At 34.9% G+C, this 17,630-nt stretch carries 14 protein-coding genes; 9 read left to right on the top strand and 5 right to left on the bottom strand.

Annotated elements, in window-relative coordinates; all coding sequences use genetic code 11:
• Positions 1 to 9 precede the first annotated feature (9 nt).
• Positions 10 to 1,734: a M14 family metallopeptidase gene (locus AC3WRL_RS07375; protein ID WP_492330025.1), complete on the top strand. Its 1,725-nt coding sequence runs from the start codon at positions 10 to 12 to the stop codon at positions 1,732 to 1,734.
• Between the two features lie 37 nt (positions 1,735 to 1,771).
• Here AC3WRL_RS07375 and AC3WRL_RS07370 read toward each other — a convergent pair whose 3' ends face one another.
• Both AC3WRL_RS07370 and AC3WRL_RS07365 read right to left on the bottom strand, forming a co-directional pair.
• Positions 1,772 to 2,653, bottom strand: a complete 882-nt coding sequence (locus tag AC3WRL_RS07370) for a cupin-like domain-containing protein (protein WP_214829752.1) — start codon at positions 2,651 to 2,653, stop codon at positions 1,772 to 1,774.
• 387 nt (positions 2,654 to 3,040) lie between these two features.
• Positions 3,041 to 3,922 (bottom strand): cupin-like domain-containing protein, encoded by an 882-nt coding sequence (locus tag AC3WRL_RS07365; protein WP_214829749.1) that lies wholly within the window; start codon positions 3,920 to 3,922, stop codon positions 3,041 to 3,043.
• 330 nt (positions 3,923 to 4,252) lie between these two features.
• Between AC3WRL_RS07365 and AC3WRL_RS07360 the strand changes: the two genes are divergently transcribed.
• Positions 4,253 to 7,000, top strand: a complete 2,748-nt coding sequence (locus AC3WRL_RS07360; protein ID WP_214829746.1) for a carboxypeptidase-like regulatory domain-containing protein — start codon at positions 4,253 to 4,255, stop codon at positions 6,998 to 7,000.
• A gap of 64 nt (positions 7,001 to 7,064) precedes the next feature.
• Here the strand turns inward: AC3WRL_RS07360 and AC3WRL_RS07355 are convergent, their stop codons facing one another.
• Entirely contained in the window at positions 7,065 to 7,559 is a 495-nt protein-coding gene (locus tag AC3WRL_RS07355) for a DinB family protein (protein ID WP_492330024.1), read from the bottom strand.
• Positions 7,560 to 7,804: 245 nt separating this feature from the next.
• Between AC3WRL_RS07355 and AC3WRL_RS07350 the strand changes: the two genes are divergently transcribed.
• The 7 genes from AC3WRL_RS07350 (at position 7,805) to AC3WRL_RS07320 (ending at position 16,014) form a co-directional block, all read left to right on the top strand.
• Positions 7,805 to 8,710, top strand: a complete 906-nt coding sequence (locus AC3WRL_RS07350; RefSeq protein ID WP_214829740.1) for a GLPGLI family protein — start codon at positions 7,805 to 7,807, stop codon at positions 8,708 to 8,710.
• 117 nt (positions 8,711 to 8,827) lie between these two features.
• Entirely contained in the window at positions 8,828 to 9,100 is a 273-nt protein-coding gene (locus AC3WRL_RS07345) for a FeoA family protein (protein WP_214829738.1), read from the top strand.
• Positions 9,100 to 11,133 carry a ferrous iron transport protein B gene (gene feoB, locus AC3WRL_RS07340; protein WP_261510494.1) on the top strand — a complete coding sequence of 678 codons (2,034 nt, stop codon included), beginning with the start codon at positions 9,100 to 9,102 and terminating at the stop codon, positions 11,131 to 11,133. The genes AC3WRL_RS07345 and feoB overlap by 1 nt, the downstream gene beginning before the upstream one ends.
• Positions 11,134 to 11,375: 242 nt before the next feature.
• Positions 11,376 to 12,758 (top strand): phosphoglucosamine mutase, encoded by a 1,383-nt coding sequence (gene glmM / locus AC3WRL_RS07335; RefSeq protein WP_492330023.1) that lies wholly within the window; start codon positions 11,376 to 11,378, stop codon positions 12,756 to 12,758.
• Between the two features lie 50 nt (positions 12,759 to 12,808).
• Entirely contained in the window at positions 12,809 to 13,384 is a 576-nt protein-coding gene (locus AC3WRL_RS07330; protein ID WP_492330022.1) for a Crp/Fnr family transcriptional regulator, read from the top strand.
• A gap of 73 nt (positions 13,385 to 13,457) precedes the next feature.
• Positions 13,458 to 14,426: a quinone oxidoreductase family protein gene (locus AC3WRL_RS07325; protein WP_492330021.1), complete on the top strand. Its 969-nt coding sequence runs from the start codon at positions 13,458 to 13,460 to the stop codon at positions 14,424 to 14,426.
• 208 nt (positions 14,427 to 14,634) lie between these two features.
• Complete coding sequence (locus tag AC3WRL_RS07320; protein ID WP_214829722.1) at positions 14,635 to 16,014, top strand: tetratricopeptide repeat protein; 1,380 nt, start codon at positions 14,635 to 14,637, stop codon at positions 16,012 to 16,014.
• 48 nt (positions 16,015 to 16,062) lie between these two features.
• On the opposite strand, the gene AC3WRL_RS07315 is transcribed toward AC3WRL_RS07320, so the two are convergent.
• Together AC3WRL_RS07315 and aat are read right to left on the bottom strand one after the other, a co-directional pair.
• Positions 16,063 to 16,947 (bottom strand): DMT family transporter, encoded by an 885-nt coding sequence (locus AC3WRL_RS07315; RefSeq protein ID WP_214829720.1) that lies wholly within the window; start codon positions 16,945 to 16,947, stop codon positions 16,063 to 16,065.
• Positions 16,947 to 17,588 (bottom strand): leucyl/phenylalanyl-tRNA--protein transferase, encoded by a 642-nt coding sequence (gene aat / locus AC3WRL_RS07310; RefSeq protein ID WP_214829718.1) that lies wholly within the window; start codon positions 17,586 to 17,588, stop codon positions 16,947 to 16,949. The genes AC3WRL_RS07315 and aat overlap by 1 nt, the downstream gene beginning before the upstream one ends.
• Positions 17,589 to 17,630: the final 42 nt, after the last annotated feature.

The raw sequence follows: 17,630 nt of genomic DNA, 5'->3' as shown, positions 1-17,630 counted from the left end.
TATACCTTCATGAAACTTAAATATTTCCTATTATTTCTTAGTTCTTCAGTATTGTTTTCTCAGCAGTCTTATCAAACACCTTTTGAAAAAGGAAATGGTAATCAGACGGTTACCTATGATGAAATGAATACCTATTATCAGGGTCTTGCTGAAAAGTTTCCTAGCATTCAATATCTTAAAAAAGGTGAGGATGACAACGGAAAACCTATTTACGTCGTCATTTATAATCCTTTTCCTGAAAAAGATCTGGACAAACTGAGGAAAGATAAAGCCATTCTATTTGTTAATAATGGGATTCATCCTGGAGAACCGGACGGAATTGACGCGACCATGATGTTGATGCGCGATCTTGCTACAAAAAAAATAAAAACACCTCAAAACTTTATTGTTGCCGCCATTTCTGCTTATAATATAAGTGGAATGCTCAATAGGGGTTCCTATTCAAGAGCCAATCAAAACGGTCCTGAACAATATGGCTTTAGAGGAAATGTCAGAAATTATGATCTCAACAGGGATTTTATTAAAGCTGATTCTAAAAACGCCAGAAGCTTTCAGGAGATCTATCAATGGCTGAAGCCGGATATTTTCATTGATAATCACGTAAGTAACGGGGCAGATTATCAGTATACGTTTACCTATATCTCAACTTTTAAAGAACGCTTGGGAAATGTTCTGGGGAATTATTTTTACAATGATTATCAGGCTAAAAATCTTGATGATTTAAAGAAAACAGGATATGAAAGTACACCATATGTCAATATCCATGGGGATGTTCCGGAGATTGGATTTGCTTCTTTTGAAGACTCACCAAGATATTCTACAGGATATACCTCTTTATTTAATTCCTTGGGAACGGTTCCTGAAACACATATGCTGAAACCTTATGACAAAAGGGTGGATGCAACCTACAAGTATATGCTCGTCAATCTTCAGAATCTTGATAAGGATTATAGAAAAATTAAAGAACTTCGTCTTGAAAACCTAAAACAATATCAGGCAGGGAAGCAATATGGAATACGATGGAAGATAGATTCTACAAAATATTCGACCATGGATTTTAAGGGATATGAAGGAAAGTATAAACCAAGTGAAATTTCAGGAAAACCAAGGTTATATTATTATAGAAACAAGCCTTTTACAAAGAAAATAAAACTGTTTACCACAGCCGTTCCTACAAGCTATATTACAATACCTAAGTATTATGTGATTCCACAATCGCAGTACCGCGTAATTGAGGAATTTAGAAGAAATAAGATAGAGATGAAACGACTTCAGAAAGACAGTATAATGATGGTAGAGTCGTATAAGATCAATGACTTTAAGACGGTTAAAAACCCATATGAAGGACATTATCTGCACTATGAAACGACAGTGGATAAATCAGATAAAAAACAGGCTTTCTCAGCAGGTGATTATATTGTTCCAACTCAACAGCCCGGGGTTAAATATATTATTGAGACCTTAGAACCCGAAGCTTTGGATTCTTTCTTTAACTGGAATTTCTTTGATGGCATTTTAGCTCAGAAAGAATACTTTTCAGCCTATATTTTTGAAGATACTGCTGCCGAACTTCTGAAAAAGGATAATACACTGAAAAAAGCTTTTGAGGATAAGAAATCTTCAGACAAGAAATTTGCTGAAGACGGAGATGCTCAATTGGACTGGGTATATAGACATTCCTCTTATTTTGAGGAAAAAACATTCAGACAATATCCGGTCTATAGGATCTTATAAAAATAAAAGGCGTTTCAATTGAAACGCCTTTTTCATATTATTTAGGTAAGCCTCTTTTCAAAGCATAATTTGCTCTTTCAACAGCTTTTTTCTCTTTCCAGTCCATGTATCTTTTCTTAAAGCGCCCTTTCATAAAATTATCAAAGTTCCTTTGAACGGTAAGGTTCCAAAGGGAATTCGCTTTCACGGCCCAGGATTTGTCCCATGCTCTTAGAGAAATAGAAAAGCTTCCATCAAGATATTTCATCCAGTGCCACCATCCGGTAGGCATAAATAGCGTATCACCATGTTCAAGAAAACACTCAATCCCTTCTACGCCATCTAAAGCCGGAAAATTTTTGAAATCAGGGTTTTCAATATCATAATCTTCCAGAGCATAGGTTGCATAAGGAAGTTTGTATAACCTGTCTTTCCATTTATAATCAAAAAGCAATACGTGTTTTCTTCCATTGAAGTGAGTATGGAAAATATGCGCTAAATCAATGTCAAAATGCAAAAATGTTACTGAACCTTTACCTCCAAAAAACATAGAAGGATATTTATCGAGAAATCCGCCCATCAATTCTTTTGGGGAAATATAATCGTCCAATAATTTATTAGCACGTTTTATAGGATCAAAAAAGAAAATTCTCAAGTCTGTTGGTTCTCTCTGAATCAGATCTATATAATCAGCAAACTTCATTTCTGTAGTAGGAGCATTGATCGGAGCTGCGGGATCGGCTTTGGCACTATCATATAAAGGAACAACAACATCTCCTACCACTTCTTTTACATATTCCATCGTCCATTTTTGGTAAGCTGGCCATTTTTTTGCCATGTTCTTTATGACAACCGGTTTTCTGGGTCTCAGGTATTTTTCGAAGAAATCTTCTTTAGAAATATCGTCGACAACATCTATAGGTTTTAGAATAACTCCCATTCTTATAAATTTTATGTTACAAAATTATTAAATAAATAAATATGATGGTGAGTTTAAGTTTTTTTTAATCTATGATTCAAATCACAGTTTTCGATATTTAGACTAAACAAAAATAACGGAAAGAGCTTATGACTTCGATAAGGTAGTAGGATAAGGATAATAGCAGTGTGATAAAAACTCTGGGATGTGAGAAATATTCAACATTTATGCATTATAGCTATTTATTTGCAAGATTTAATGAGAATTTACAAATAAAGAGTTTTGCTTTTATAAAAGGGATTAAATTGACAAACTCAAGTTTCAGGGAGATTATTTTATCAATCAATATATCGCAAAAAAAAACGTACAATTTTAGAAAAACTGTACGCCTGTTATGTTGGATCGTTGTTACTTTGGTAAGTTGTTTTTTAATGCACTTTCTGCTATTTTAACAGCTTTCTTTTCCTTCCAGTCCATGTATTTTTTCTTGAAATTGACTTTCATAACATCGTCAAATTTACGCTGAACAGTAAGATTCCATATAGAATGTGCTTTCACAGCCCAGGATTTATCCCATGCTCTAAGAGAAAGTGAGAAGCTTCCATCCAGATATTTCATCCAGTGCCACCATCCGGTAGGCATAAACAGGGTGTCACCATGCTCAAGGAAACATTCAATTCCTTCGATACCATTCAGGGCAGGGAACTTTTCGAAATCAGGATTTTCAATATCATAATCTTCCAGTGCGTAGGTTGTATAAGGAATCTTATATAATCTTTCTTTCCACTTATTTTCAAAAAGGATCACATGCTTCCGCCCATTGAAGTGGGTATGAAAAATATGAGGTAAGTCTATATCATAATGTAAAAATGTAACAGAACCTTTTCCTCCGAAAAACATCGAAGGGTATTTATCGAGGAACCCGCCCATTAAATCTTTTGGAGAAATATAATCTTCCAGTAGTTTATTCGCAAATTTTATCGGATCAAAAAAGAAGATCCTCAGATCAGTTGGTTCTCTTTGGATAAGATCAATATAATCAACGAACTTCATTCTTGTGGTAGGCGTATTTATAGGAGCGGAAGGATCAGCCTTTGAACTATCATATAAAGGAACTTCGACATCTCCTACTACTTCTTTTATGTACTCCATCGTCCATTTTTGATAAGCTGGCCATTTTTTTGCCATATTTTTAATAACGACTGGCCTTCTTGGCTTTAGATATTTTTCAAAGAACTCCTCTTTGGTGATGTCGTCTACAATATCAATAGGCTTTAAAATGACTCCCATTCTTATAAATTTTATGTTACAAAATTATTAATAAAATATTTACAATAAAACATTTAAGATTTTATTAATCTATAACTCTTATCGCAGTTTTATTTAGTCGAAATAAACAAAACTATAAATATTAAATGAAGATGTAAGTAATAATCTAAAAATAATCTGTTCATACTGAAACAAATTGAGTGTAAAATCTGGAAAAGGAAAAATTTCGAAAAAAATTATCACTAAAAACATAGTGAAATGCAGCGGTTTAACTTATTCCTCTAAAATGCATCTCTATACATATGTAACAAAAAACACACAACAATAACTAATTAAGCAAATAACTAGAATATGAAAAAGAATATTACTTTGTTTCTGATGATTTTTCTCTCTGTACTTACCTATGCACAGAAATCAGTTACCGGAAAGATCACAGATGAAGATGGTGTTCCTATTCCAAGCGCAAGTGTAACAGTTGAAGAACCTGGAAAAGATGCCATTTTAGCGTATGGAATTACCAACTCAAAAGGAGAATATAAAGTAAGTTTTACTTCAGCTGAATCCAATGTAGATCTGAAAGTAAAGGCATTTAATCAAAAACCGCTAACGAAACAAATAAGCAACAGCGATCAGACTTTAAGTTTTAAAATGGAGTCCGAAGCGACAGAAATCAAAGAAGTCCAGCTTAAAACCAAAATGATCACCTCAAGAGGAGACACGATTGCCTATGACCTTAAGGCTTTCGATAGTAAAAGTGACAGAACACTTGCTGACGTGATGAAAAAGATCCCGGGAATTGAAGTCAATACAGATGGAACGATTCTTTACCAGGGAAATGCCATCAACAAATTTTACGTTAACGGAAAAGATCTTATGGAAGGCGGATATGGTACGATAAACAATTCGCTGCCAAAAGATGCGGTGCAGAAAGTTGAAGTTCTTGAGAATCACCAACCCGTAAAAATACTTCAGGACAAAGTACCTTCAGATCAGGCTGCCATTAATATTAAGCTAAAAAATTCGGTTACCATGACAGGTAGAGGTGAAGTCGGAACCGGTTTTGGAGATCCGTGGCTGTGGAATGTGAAATTAACACCGATGTTCTTTGGACAGAAAAGCCAATGGGTCGTTAATTATAAAACCAATAACATGGGCGAGCAGGTAGAAAATGAAGGAAATATTCTGGCCTTTGGAAATAGTTGGGAGGGACGACGAATTAATGCAGCTCAAAACGATTGGTTGAATGTTGAGAATGCAACCACACCAAATTTACCAGTAAAAAGATACTTAATGAATAATGTGCATTATTTATCAGCTAATTATTTGACCAATATTGACAAGAAAAAAGAATGGGAACTAAAGGCCAATGCAAACTATACAAATAATGCAGTGGAAAGAGAAGATAATGTTGAAACCAAATATTTTTCTCCGGATAATAATGTTTTATCTACTGTTGTAACAAGTACAAAAAATAACTATTATACAGATAAAATAAAAGGAGAATTAATTTTTACAAAAAATGCTAAAAAAGGATTTTTCAAAAATACAACCAGCTTTAGTCAATTTTGGAATGCAGATAGAGCCGTTGCAACAAGAGGAGGAAGATTAGGAAATGAAGGAATAGAGTCTCCGACATCCTCTTTCCAAAACTCTTTAAGTACAATTATCCCATGGAAGGAGAAAATGGTTAATCTTAAATCATATATTAATTACCAAGATGATAGGCAAACCTTGGAAATAACTCCAGCCAATTATTTACAATTTCCTTACAGAAATCCGGCTGTTGATTCAATTACAACTATTAATTTTGCTCCAGGTAGTAGAGCAATACAAAATATGAGAATTAAAACGCTTGATACTTCTCATTCTGCTAATATTAGCTTTTCAACAAAAGGCTGGACGTTTACACCAGAAGTTGGGATTGATTTTTCTACAGATAAACTAAATACTAATTTTAGCGGGGTTGCTATACCAAATCCTGATATACCAAATGACCTTCCTCCTAATTTTAATGATCCTATTTATGAAAATAGTTTAAGGTTTACAGAAATTACACCTAAAGCTTCAGTCGGGGTGAATTATAAATCTGATTCTTGGAGCTTATTTGCCAATTTTCCTGTGAATTTAAATAACATTAAGGCAGAAGATGGATTGAGAGGTGTTTCTAAATCGTTAAATAAAACGACTTTTACTCCTAATATTTTTGCACAATATACGTTTGCTTCTTTTTGGAAAGCAAGTGCAAATGTAAATATCAGTAATAATTTTGGTGATGTAAACTCTGCATATGCAGGATATATTTTAACCAGTCCGGGAGGATTTAACGTAATGAGTCCTAACAATCCTATTCCACAAACGAATACAAAATCGGCAGGAGCACGAATTGAATACAGAAATCCACTGAACAATCTATTCTTTAACCTTAATTATAGACTGAGTGATAGTAAGAAAAATTTACTTTCTTCACCTATCCTAGATCCAACAACAGGTTTTACATTAATGCAATTTATTGAACAGGAAAATCATGCAAAAAACAATGCATTTAGTGTTGAAGTAGGTAAATACTTCCCAAAATTTAAAACAAATGCTTCGATTAGCTATGGTAATACAGTTGCTAAATCAGACGCCTTTTTAAATGAAAATCAATTTCAAAATAAAAACAATACACAGACTTACGGATTTAAACTCAATAACACTTATTTTAGCTGGATGAGTGTAGATTACAATCTTAATTTGTCTAGAAATAAACAAGAAAATATAGGGTTAAATAATGGAGGGAGACTGGGGATAAATGAGGGATTCAATCATAATTTAGGATTGTTCTTTTATCCTATAGAAAACCACACAATTGGATTTAACTGGGATCAGGTAAATACGAGTGACGGAACTCAAAAATACCATAATGCTTTTTATGATTTAACTTACCAATTTACCTGGGCCAAGAAGAAGATTGATTTTGAGCTGAAATGGTTAAATATAGCGAATAGAAAGGTTTTTGAAACTTATAATATTAATGCAACAACTAACAGCATTGCTTACACTAGAGTTCAGCTCCGACCAAGTCAGGTCATGTTTACCGTAAAATTCAACTTCAAATAATAAACTAAAATAAACAGAAAAAAAACCAATCCCGAGAGATTGGTTTTTTTATTTAAAAATATTTTTAAAAACTCTGTACATCCGCAGATGGCCCATAACTTCCAGGTAATGGAATGTCATTGAGTCTGTAATACACTCCAAGTTGTGCTCTGTGATGGGTTATTTGATTTAAACTATGACGGATTGACGCATACTTCGTCCACTTTGCCAATTCATGACCGTTTTTTTTCAAAGCCCAGGTGGAATCTAGCTCTTCTTCTTTTGCATTTTCTAATGCATCAATACCTGATTTAAAGTTGTCATCTAATTTTTTCAACAGATCTTCTTTTGTAGAAGATAATGTAGGATACTCAGCGGTGCCAAAATCCAGTTCTGATGTTTTCAGCATCGTATTCGGCCATTCAAAAATGTCGGCAAGGTGATTGGCTAGAGGTTTCATTTTCATGCTCTTTTCATGGGGAGCGAAATCATTTTTGTCATCAGGATAAATGTCGAAGAACTTTCTGGTCGTCTGATACTCGTTATCGAGTTCTGATTTTAATTGAGATAAGGTGTCCATATTAATTTTTGTTTTTAGGTATTTAAAGTTAAAGCTTTTAGTATGAATATCATTTTAAGAGAATAATAATCTTTTCAAAAAACAAAATAAAGAAGCAAGAACAATATTGAAATCAATCTTAGCGTGTTGTCAAATAGGCTTGAAAACTTTTTTCAATTAACTCAAAATGAAAGTGTTATGATTAAAACCAAAAAAAACTGTAACATTTTCATAGAAATGGTAACTAATAAGTAAACATTATTACAATGAAAAAGCTCTTCTCAGTATTTTTAATTGCTCTTTTTGCTGTTGCAAATGCTCAGGAATCTAAAGAAACTGCAAACCGTTTCTTTTACGAACTTACCTTTAAACCTAAAAAGGATTCTACAAAAATTGATAAGGTGGTCACTATATTGGATATTACAGACAAAAACAGATCTATATACCAAGATTACACGATCATCGCCCAGGATTCTATTCTGAAAATAGAAATAGAAGCAATGCAGAAGGCAGGCGTGATGAAAGACCTTTCAAAAACGATTAAGCAGCCAAAACTTTCAGCAAGGATCTATAAATCATACCCGAGCATGAAAGTTCAGTATGTGGATAAAATTGCCAGTGGATTTACACCAAGTAATATTGGCTATAATGAAGAACCGAAATTTAACTGGAACATTCAGAATGAGAAACAAAAGATAGGAGCATATAACACTCAAAAGGCGACTACAGAGTTTGGAGGAAGAAAATGGACGGCGTGGTTCAGTACTGATCTACCCTTCCAGGACGGACCTTATAAGTTTTCTGGTCTTCCGGGACTAATTGTTAAAATAGAAGATGACGCTAAAGATTATTCTTGGGTTCTTCAAGGAAATAAAAAAGTAAAAGATTATACAGAGTATTCATATGTTGAAAATCTAATGCAGGCGAAAGGAGGAAAAGTAAATGAACTGACAAGAGAGAAGTTTGAAAAAACATACAATGATTTTAAGAAGGATCCTTTTGCTACCATGAGACCTATGATGACTCAGGAAATGCTTTCCAAGACGATACCAGGAATGGACGGAACGCTTGGAGATATGATGAAAAAGCAGGAAAAGCAATACAAAGAATTCTTTAATGCCAACGATAACCCAATTGAAAAAGTTGAGGTAGCAGACAAGAAGAAAAAATAGACATTCAACTAACTAAATTATATTTTATCAAGTGAACCCAAATGTTTTTTAAGCATTTGGGTTTATTTTTTTTAAACCAAAGGTTATTTAGATTAAATTTAAATAGCGTACATTTGCATGTACAAAAAGCAGGCTTTGAAAGAGAAGGATCTACATAAATTAAGCGGTTTTCCTAAGAATAAAATGGGGAAAATACTGGACTATGATAATGACCATCTAAAGATGCCGAACAAAATTATAGAAATGGGACTTTTACCGGAAACTGTTTTTAGGATTTTGTATCAGGCTCCGTTTAATGGTCCCATGTATGTTGAATTTGGAGAGGAGAAAAGCCGGATTGCTCTTAGAGAGGAAGAAGGAGATTATATCATTGTACAAGATTTGGATTAATGCAGGAAAATACGAAAAAACAGATCCTTTTAGTAGGAAATCCTAATGTGGGAAAATCTACGGTTTTCAACACACTCTGCAATAAAAAGCAGAAAACAGGAAATTATGCGGGTGTTACTGTAGCTAGTTATTCCGGGAACTACAGGTATAAAGATGAAGAGGTTGAGGTAATTGATCTACCAGGTTCTTACAGTATTTACCCAAGCTCCGAGGATGAGGCTATTTTTTCTAAATTTCTGATCGATGAACAGAAGAATTATGCAGGAGTAGTTTATATTCTTGAAGCACTAAGTTTAAAAAGAGGACTTCTTCTTTTCCAACAGATCCAGGATCTGGGAATTCCCATGATTTTGGTGGTTAATCAGATTGACCAGGCAGAGAGAAGAGGGATTAATATTGATATCAAACAATTTTCAGAAGCTTTAAATATTAAAATTATCCAGACCAATGCCAAAGAGCAGATTGGTATCGATGAAATAAGAGAAGCTGTTTTCAACAGTGATTTTCAAAAAAGAGATCACATTTCTTTTGAAACACCTAACGAACATAAAGATTTTATTTCTCAAATTAAGGCTCACAAAGGTTTTGATAATGAGTATAAAGCATGGATGAGTATATCTTCTGGTCCAGGGCTTGGAAAAATAGAATCAATACATGATTTGCTTAATGGAGCAGATGCTAAAAGTTTAGTTCCAAAAAGATTACAGGTTCAGGAAACCGTAAGAAGATATCAAAATATAGATAAGGTTTTAGCAAATGTTATCACTAAAAAACCTCAGTTCAAAGAATTATTGACGGAAAAACTCGATAAGGTTCTGGTTCATAAATTCTGGGGATATGTCGTTTTCATGTTTATCTTACTAATCATATTCCAGAGCGTTTTCTTTCTGGCAGAATTTCCTATGAACTGGATTGAAAGTTTCTTTTCATGGCTATCTGCATTTACAGGCGAACATCTTCCTGATGGTCCAGTTAATTCTTTAGTGTCAAACGGAATTATTCCTGGATTGGGAGGGATTATGGTTTTTGCGCCACAAATTGGTATTTTACTTTACTTCTTATATTTATTGGAAGATTCAGGATATATGGCAAGGGTTATTTTCCTGATGGATAGGTTCTTACGTCCTTTTGGATTAAATGGAAAAAGTATCGTGCCGCTGGTTTCGGGAACAGCCTGTGCTATTCCTGCAGTGATCTCAACCCGAAATATTGAAAACGTAAAGGAAAGATTGTTAACCATTTTGGTAACACCATTTATGACTTGTTCTGCCAGACTTCCTGTTTACAGTATCATCATTGGATTGGTCATTTCAGACAAAAGCTTTTTAGGAATAAAATATAAGGCACTTGTTTTAATGGGAATGTATTTATTAGGTTTCCTTGTTGCTTTATTTTCCGCTGCTATTCTTAAAAGATTTATTAAAGATAAAGGGAAGACCTATCTGGTAATGGATTTACCAACCTATAAAAAACCACTTTTCGGATACGACTTTAAAATGGTGTTAGGAAAAGTTTGGGATTTTATCACAGGAGCCGGGAAAATAATCTTTATTGTGAGTATCATTATTTGGTTTTTAAGTTATTTCGGCCCATCACAAAAATCCAATCAGATGGTCGCTACTGATGTAAAATTAGATCATTCCTATCTTGCAAAGATGGGTAAAGCGATAGAGCCGGCAATTGCCCCATTGGGATATGACTGGAAAATGGGCGTTGGAATTATAACCAGTTTTGTTGCCAGAGAAGTTTTCGTGGGAACAATGTCTACTTTATACAGTTTGGATGATGATGCTCCTGAAATGAAAGTAATAGATAAAATGAGACATGATGTAAAACCAAATGGGGAGAAAGTGTTTAATTTTGCAACAGGAATATCCGTACTTATGTTTTACGCATTTGCAATGCAGTGTGTTTCTACACTTGCAGTAGTTTACAGAGAAACCAAAAGCTGGAAATGGACTGGCTTTCAGGTGGTAATGATGACCGGTTTGGCATACTTTGTGTCAATGTTTATTTATCAAATTTTAAAATAATGAACTCTTCATTAATTTTTCAATACATAATCGTAATATTAATCGTGGGATTTGCCTGCTACTCTTTATTTAGAGTGATCAGGAAGAACTTTGCCCCTAAAAAATTCAATTCTAAAGGCGGGGGTTGTGACAAAGATTGCGGTTGTTCATAAATTTGTCATGCAAGTCATGTAAATAATTTCTAATTTTGCTTTGCCTTAAGCAAAATATTAAATAGAATTTAAACTTACAAAAGACCCACAATGTCATTAATTAAAAGTATTTCAGGAATCCGAGGAACGATCGGAGGAAAAGTGAATGATAACTTGACGCCACTTGATGTGGTAAAGTTCGCTTCAGCATTCGGAACTTGGCTTCAGAATAATAAAAACAAAAAAGATTTAACGCTTGTTATAGGAAGAGACGCTAGAATTTCCGGTGGAATGGTTTCTTCTCTGGTAACGGCTACATTACAAGGTTTAGGAATTAATGTTGTTGATCTTGGACTTTCTACAACACCAACCGTTGAAATTATGGTGCCTGAACTGAAGGCAGACGGAGGGATTATCCTTACCGCCTCTCACAATCCAAAACAATGGAACGCACTTAAATTACTTAACGAAAAAGGAGAATTCATCAGTGGTGAGAATGGAGCAGAAATGTTGGCTATCGCTGAAAGCGAAGATTTCAATTTTGCAGAAGTAGATGATTTAGGAAAATATGAAACAAGAGATGATGCTTTTGATATTCATATTCAGCAGATCCTTGATTTACCAATGGTAGATGTAGAAGCGATTAAAGCTAAAAAATTCAAAGTTGTTTTAGACGCCGTAAACTCAACAGGAGGAATTGCTATTCCAATGTTGCTTGACAAGCTAGGGTGTGAAACGGTAAAACTATACTGTGAACCCAACGGACAATTTCCTCACAATCCTGAACCATTAAAAGAGCATTTAGGAGATATCTGCGAATTGGTGAAAAAAGAAAATGCTGACTTCGGAGTTGTTGTAGATCCGGATGTAGACAGATTGGCACTGATCGATGAGAAAGGAGAAATGTTCGGGGAAGAATATACCCTGGTAGCTATCGCAGATTATTTATTAAAGAATAAAAATGGGGTGGCTATTTCAAACCTTTCTTCAAGCCGTGCTTTGAGAGATATCGCTCAAAATCATCATTCAGAATATTTCGCAAGTGCTGTAGGAGAAGTGAACGTGGTTACCTTAATGAAAGAGAAAAATGCAGTAATCGGAGGTGAAGGAAACGGAGGGATCATTTATCCTGACTTGCATTACGGAAGAGATTCATTGGTTGGTGTAGCCCTTTTCCTTACTTATTTAGCTAAAGAAAATAAGACCGTTTCAGAATTAAGAGCTGGTTATCCAAGTTATTTTATGGGTAAGAAGAAAATTGAACTGACTCCTGAAATCAATGTAGATGATATTTTAGCAAAAATGGAAAAGGAATATCAGAATGAAAAGGTTTCTACGATAGATGGCGTAAAAATAGATTTTGAAAATAATTGGGTGCACCTTCGTAAATCGAATACAGAACCTATTATCAGAATATATACTGAAGCTAAATCTCAGGAAGAAGCAGATCAGCTGGCAGATGAGATCATCGCAAAAATAAATAGTTTGATTTAAAAATAACAAGAACGGAGCATTATGTTCCGTTCTTTTTTTATACTTAAAAAATGTTTGAGCACCTCAAAAACAGATTTCCTTTTCCAAAAGCTAAATGTGCAGAATTTGTGAAAGAATTCAAACGAATGGAAGTTCCCGCAAAAACAATCCTTTTGAAAGAAGATAAAGTGTCTTTACATGCTTATTATGTAGAAAAAGGAATGGCGCGGGCCTGGTATAATAATGATGGAAAAGATATCACATTCCAGTTTTTTATGGAAAATACCATGTTTTCATCTTTGGAAAGCTTTAGAAAAGGATTGCCAAGTATGGTTTCTTTTGAAACGATTGAACCCTGTGTGTTGTGGAAAATAGACAAGCCTACTGTTGATAAAATTTTAGCTGAGATCTATGAAGATCCTCAATTAAGAGACCGGTTTATGGATTCCATTTTTGAGCGGACTTTTGATTATATGAAACATTTTTTTTCATTTATTAAAGACAGTCCACAACAACGATACCTCAATCTTACAAGGGAAAAGCCAGAGATCATCAAAAGAGTCCCTCAGCATTATATTGCATCTTATCTTGGAATTACCACGGTGCATCTCAGCAGAATAAAAAGTAAGATCCTGAAAGAAAAATAAGAGCTTAACTGATAACAAATGTTATTGCACAACGAGTCGCTTTAGGAATAATTTTGTATAAAAATTAAATAGAATGAAAGCAGCAATAGTATTTGAAAAAGGAGAAATTCCTCAATATGCAGATTTCCCTGATCCTGAAGTTCAGGATAATGAACAGTTGATTTATGTAAAAGCAGCGTCTATCAAACATCTCGACAGAGCAAGGGCAAGCGGAAAACATTATTCAACGGCAAATGAGGAACATAAACCTACTGTTGTCGGAAGTGATGGCGCCGGATTATTGGAAGACGGATCTAAAGTCTATTTCTTCAGTAAAAAAGGAACCGTAGCCGAAAAAGCGGTAGCCGACAAAAAAATGATCGTTCCTGTTCCCGAGGGATTAGACTTTTCAATAGCCTCAGCATTACCCAATGCAGTAATGGGATCAGCAATGGGACTGAAATTTAAAACACAGTTAAAAGAAGGGGAAACAGTTCTTATTAACGGGGCTACAGGAGTAACAGGTAAAATTGCCGTTCAGGTGGCGAAATTATACGGAGCCAAAAAAATAATTGTTACCGGAAGAAATGAAGACGCGCTGAAGTCTCTACGTGAATTGGGAGCCGATGAGGTGATCTCTTTAAAATTGGATGATGAAGATTTTAAGCAAAGAATAAAAGATATCCATCATCAGACTCCTATCGATGTTGTTCTGGATTATATCTGGGGGCATTCTGTTGAGCTTCTTTTATCAGCCATAAAAGGAGATGGAAATTTTTCTCATAAAACAAGGCTGGTTTCTGTAGGGGGAATGAGTGGAGATACCATTCAGTTATCGTCACAAATCCTGAGGGGTACTGACCTGCAGATTTCGGGTTCCGGTTTGGGAAGCTGGTCTCCGGAGGAATTTAGATTATTACTCACAGAGATTATTCCCGAAATGTTTCAGGCAGCAGCAGATGGAAAATTGAAAATGGAAACGGAAAACGTTGATTTAAAAGACATTAAAACAATTTGGGAAAATGAAATTCCTAACAGAAAAAGGTTAGTCGTATTAATTTAATGTGAATCCCTCTTTTTATCCACATTTCTTTTATTATATTCTTCTTTTTACTATCTTTAGGATAGAAAATTACGAAAACATAATTCAAAAAAAAGTCGCAAATTTGCAGTAATTTTGAATAACAATTTCAGAAGTAGTATATTAATTAAATAAGTTTGCCGAGGTTCGCAAGAAAATTCGGGCATTGGCTGACTGAGTAGACACTATATTGGAAGAATATTTTGGAAATGAACTTGTAAAAAAGTTCGAAGAAATGATTGAAAATAATGATGAATTCTATTTCGATACAGAAGAACTGGAAGACATTATTGTTTATTATCTGGAGCTGGGCGATTTTAACTATGCAGATAATGCTGTTACTTATGGCCTAAAGCTTCATCCTAATTCACTAGACATCAAGATCAAAAAGCTTGAAGTTCTGTTGGAGTGGGAAGATTATAATACGGCAAAAGAACTAATTGACGAGTTAAAGGCTTCATCTATGGAGCACACGGACTTTTTAGTTTGTTACGCCAAGTATTATTCGAATTTGGGAAATCCTAGAAGGGCTATCGATATTTGTAAAAAAGCATTAGAATTGAAAGAAGAAGAAAACTTCCTTCACAATTTTATTGCGGATGAATATGTAAACCTGGGAGATCCTTTCAACGCTCTTATACATTATAAAAAAGCATTGAAAGAAGACCCAACGGATGAATATGCGTTGGAGAACTGTATGATCTGCTTTAATGATTTAAAAAAGAGTGAGGAGGCTATTGCCTTTTTGAATGAATATTTAGATGAATTTTCTTATTCTGAGACCGCTTGGTATGAATACGGACAATTCTATTTCAACAGAAAGAATTATGAGGAGGCGATCAAAGGGTTTGATTACCTTTTAGCGATCAATTCATCTTCTGTGGGAGTGTATGCTAATAAGTCTGCTTGTTATGAGGCTTTAGGGCAATATAAGAAAGCAATCGAGGTTTATGAGGAAATGCTTGAATTGGAATATACGAAAGCATTTACTTATTATAAAATCGGATTGTGCTATAAAGCATTGAAACAGCCGATCGTGGCATTAAATTCTTTTCAGAAGTCATTGAGAGAAGATCCTCAGTTCTATCTTTCTATGATGGAGCAGTCGTACTTATATGAAGAGATGGGCGGAATGGCAGAAGCACTGCATTTTGCAAAAGAAGCAACCCACCTGAACGACAGCAATCTTGATTATCAGAAAAGATTGGCATTTTTGTTCATCGATTCAGGAAAGTTTGAAGAAAGCCTTTCTTGCTTAAAGAAACTGGTCGCTTCTGAGCCTTCAAGGTTTTACAATTGGTATGCATATTCAGAAGTATTAATGCTTTTGGGTGAGTATGAAGAAGCGGTTACGATTTTATATAAAGCAATAGAAAATCACAACAGAGCAGAATTGTATTATCAGCTAAGCAACTGTTATTTCAACCTGAGAGAACAGGAAAAAGGAATTGAATCACTTCAACAGGCGTTAGACTTGGACTCAACTCTTGTTCAGGATATGCAGAAAAAATATCCTTTTATAAAAGATGGGGTTAAAAAGGCTAAAGCTAAAGTGAAGAAAAAGAATTAACAATCGGTAATGATTATTTAAAATAAAAATCCTGCAGTAATGCAGGATTTATTTTTTTATAGTGGGTTTCGTTCTTAAAAAGATCAGGCCTCCAATAATGATGGCTGCACCTACAAATTGTAAAAAGGTTAAAGATTCGCCATCTAAAATTCCCCAGATGATCGCAACAATAGGCATCAATAAAGTTACCGTAGAGGCAAAAAGAGGAGAAGATACTTTCAGTAGTCTGTAATTCATCGTCATAGCCAGACCAGTTCCGAATACGGAAAGTAATCCTACAAACATAAGACCCATCATGTTATCTTCTGAAAAACTAAATTCCGAAAAGAATCCGGTTAGCGCCAAAGCAATTATAGAAGGGAAAAACAATACGAAAGAGAATACGAATGATGACAAAATAACGGAAGACAATTCCATAAGTTTGGATTTTACCGTCGTTGTGCTTATTGCATAACATAAGGTGGCCAACAGAAGCAATAAGATAGGAATGAGTTTAAACTTTCCTTCGTCATCACCTCCGAAAGCCAGCAGACAAACTCCTGCGAAGCTAATACAGACGCCAATAATCTGTTGTTTTGTCGTGTCGAACTTCCATATCAGCGCCCCTACAATAATCACGAAAATAGGCATCATGGAATTGATGATCCCGGCAATACTGCTGCTCACTTCTGTTTCCGCAATAGGGAAGAGGAACATCGGAATGAAATTTCCGGTGATCGCGGCTAAAATAAGCCACTTCAAGTGTTTTTTCGGGAATAATTTATATTTGGAAATCGCGACCGGAAGTAATATAATTCCTGCAATAAGAACCCGAAGGGCTCCTACCTGATAGGGATTATAATGTTCTAAAGATTTTTTTATTAAAATAAAAGAGGATCCCCAAATAAGGGTGAGTACAATTAAAAGAATCCATTTCTCTTTTTCTGCTTTCATTATTTTTTGTGTAAGTGGTGTAAAAATTGTTTTTTAGGAATCATCCTTGCTCCCAGACTTTCCAGATGCTCGGTATGAGACTGGCAGTCTACGAGATCCAGCTGATCTTTGTAGGTTTCTACAAAATGAATAAAACCGGCTTTAGAAGCATTGCTTACTTTCGCAAACATGCTCTCGCCACAAAAGACATTCCCGATCTGAAGACCATAAAAACCACCCACCAATTCTTCATCTTTCCACACCTCGATGCTTTTTGCTAATCCATATTCGTGAAGTTTAATAAACGATTCCATGAGTTCGTCAGAAAGCCAGGTACCCGACTGGCCACTTCTGCTTATTTCCTGGCAGTTTTTGATCACGCCCCTGAAATCCTTGTTTTCAGTAAATGTGAAAACACCCCTGTTGAGTATTTTCCGCATCGATTTGGAAACCTTTAATTCATTAGGAAATAAAACAAAACGCGGATCAGGACTCCACCAAAGAATCTCTTCCCCGGGATTGTACCAGGGAAAAATACCCAACTGATAAGCAAACCAAATCCTGTCTACTGATAGATCACCCCCAAAAGCTATAACTCCTTCATGCCCGTCATAAAGTTCCGGATCAGGAAATGAAATCTCGTTTTTGTCTAATCGAACCATGTTGAGGAAAAAAAATCCCACTTAAAAAGCAGGATTTTGTAT

It is taken from the genome of Chryseobacterium sp. FW101-FHT12H09 (assembly GCF_058790395.1).
Note: the sequence above shows the minus strand (reverse complement) of the source record. Positions and strands in the feature narration are given on the sequence as shown.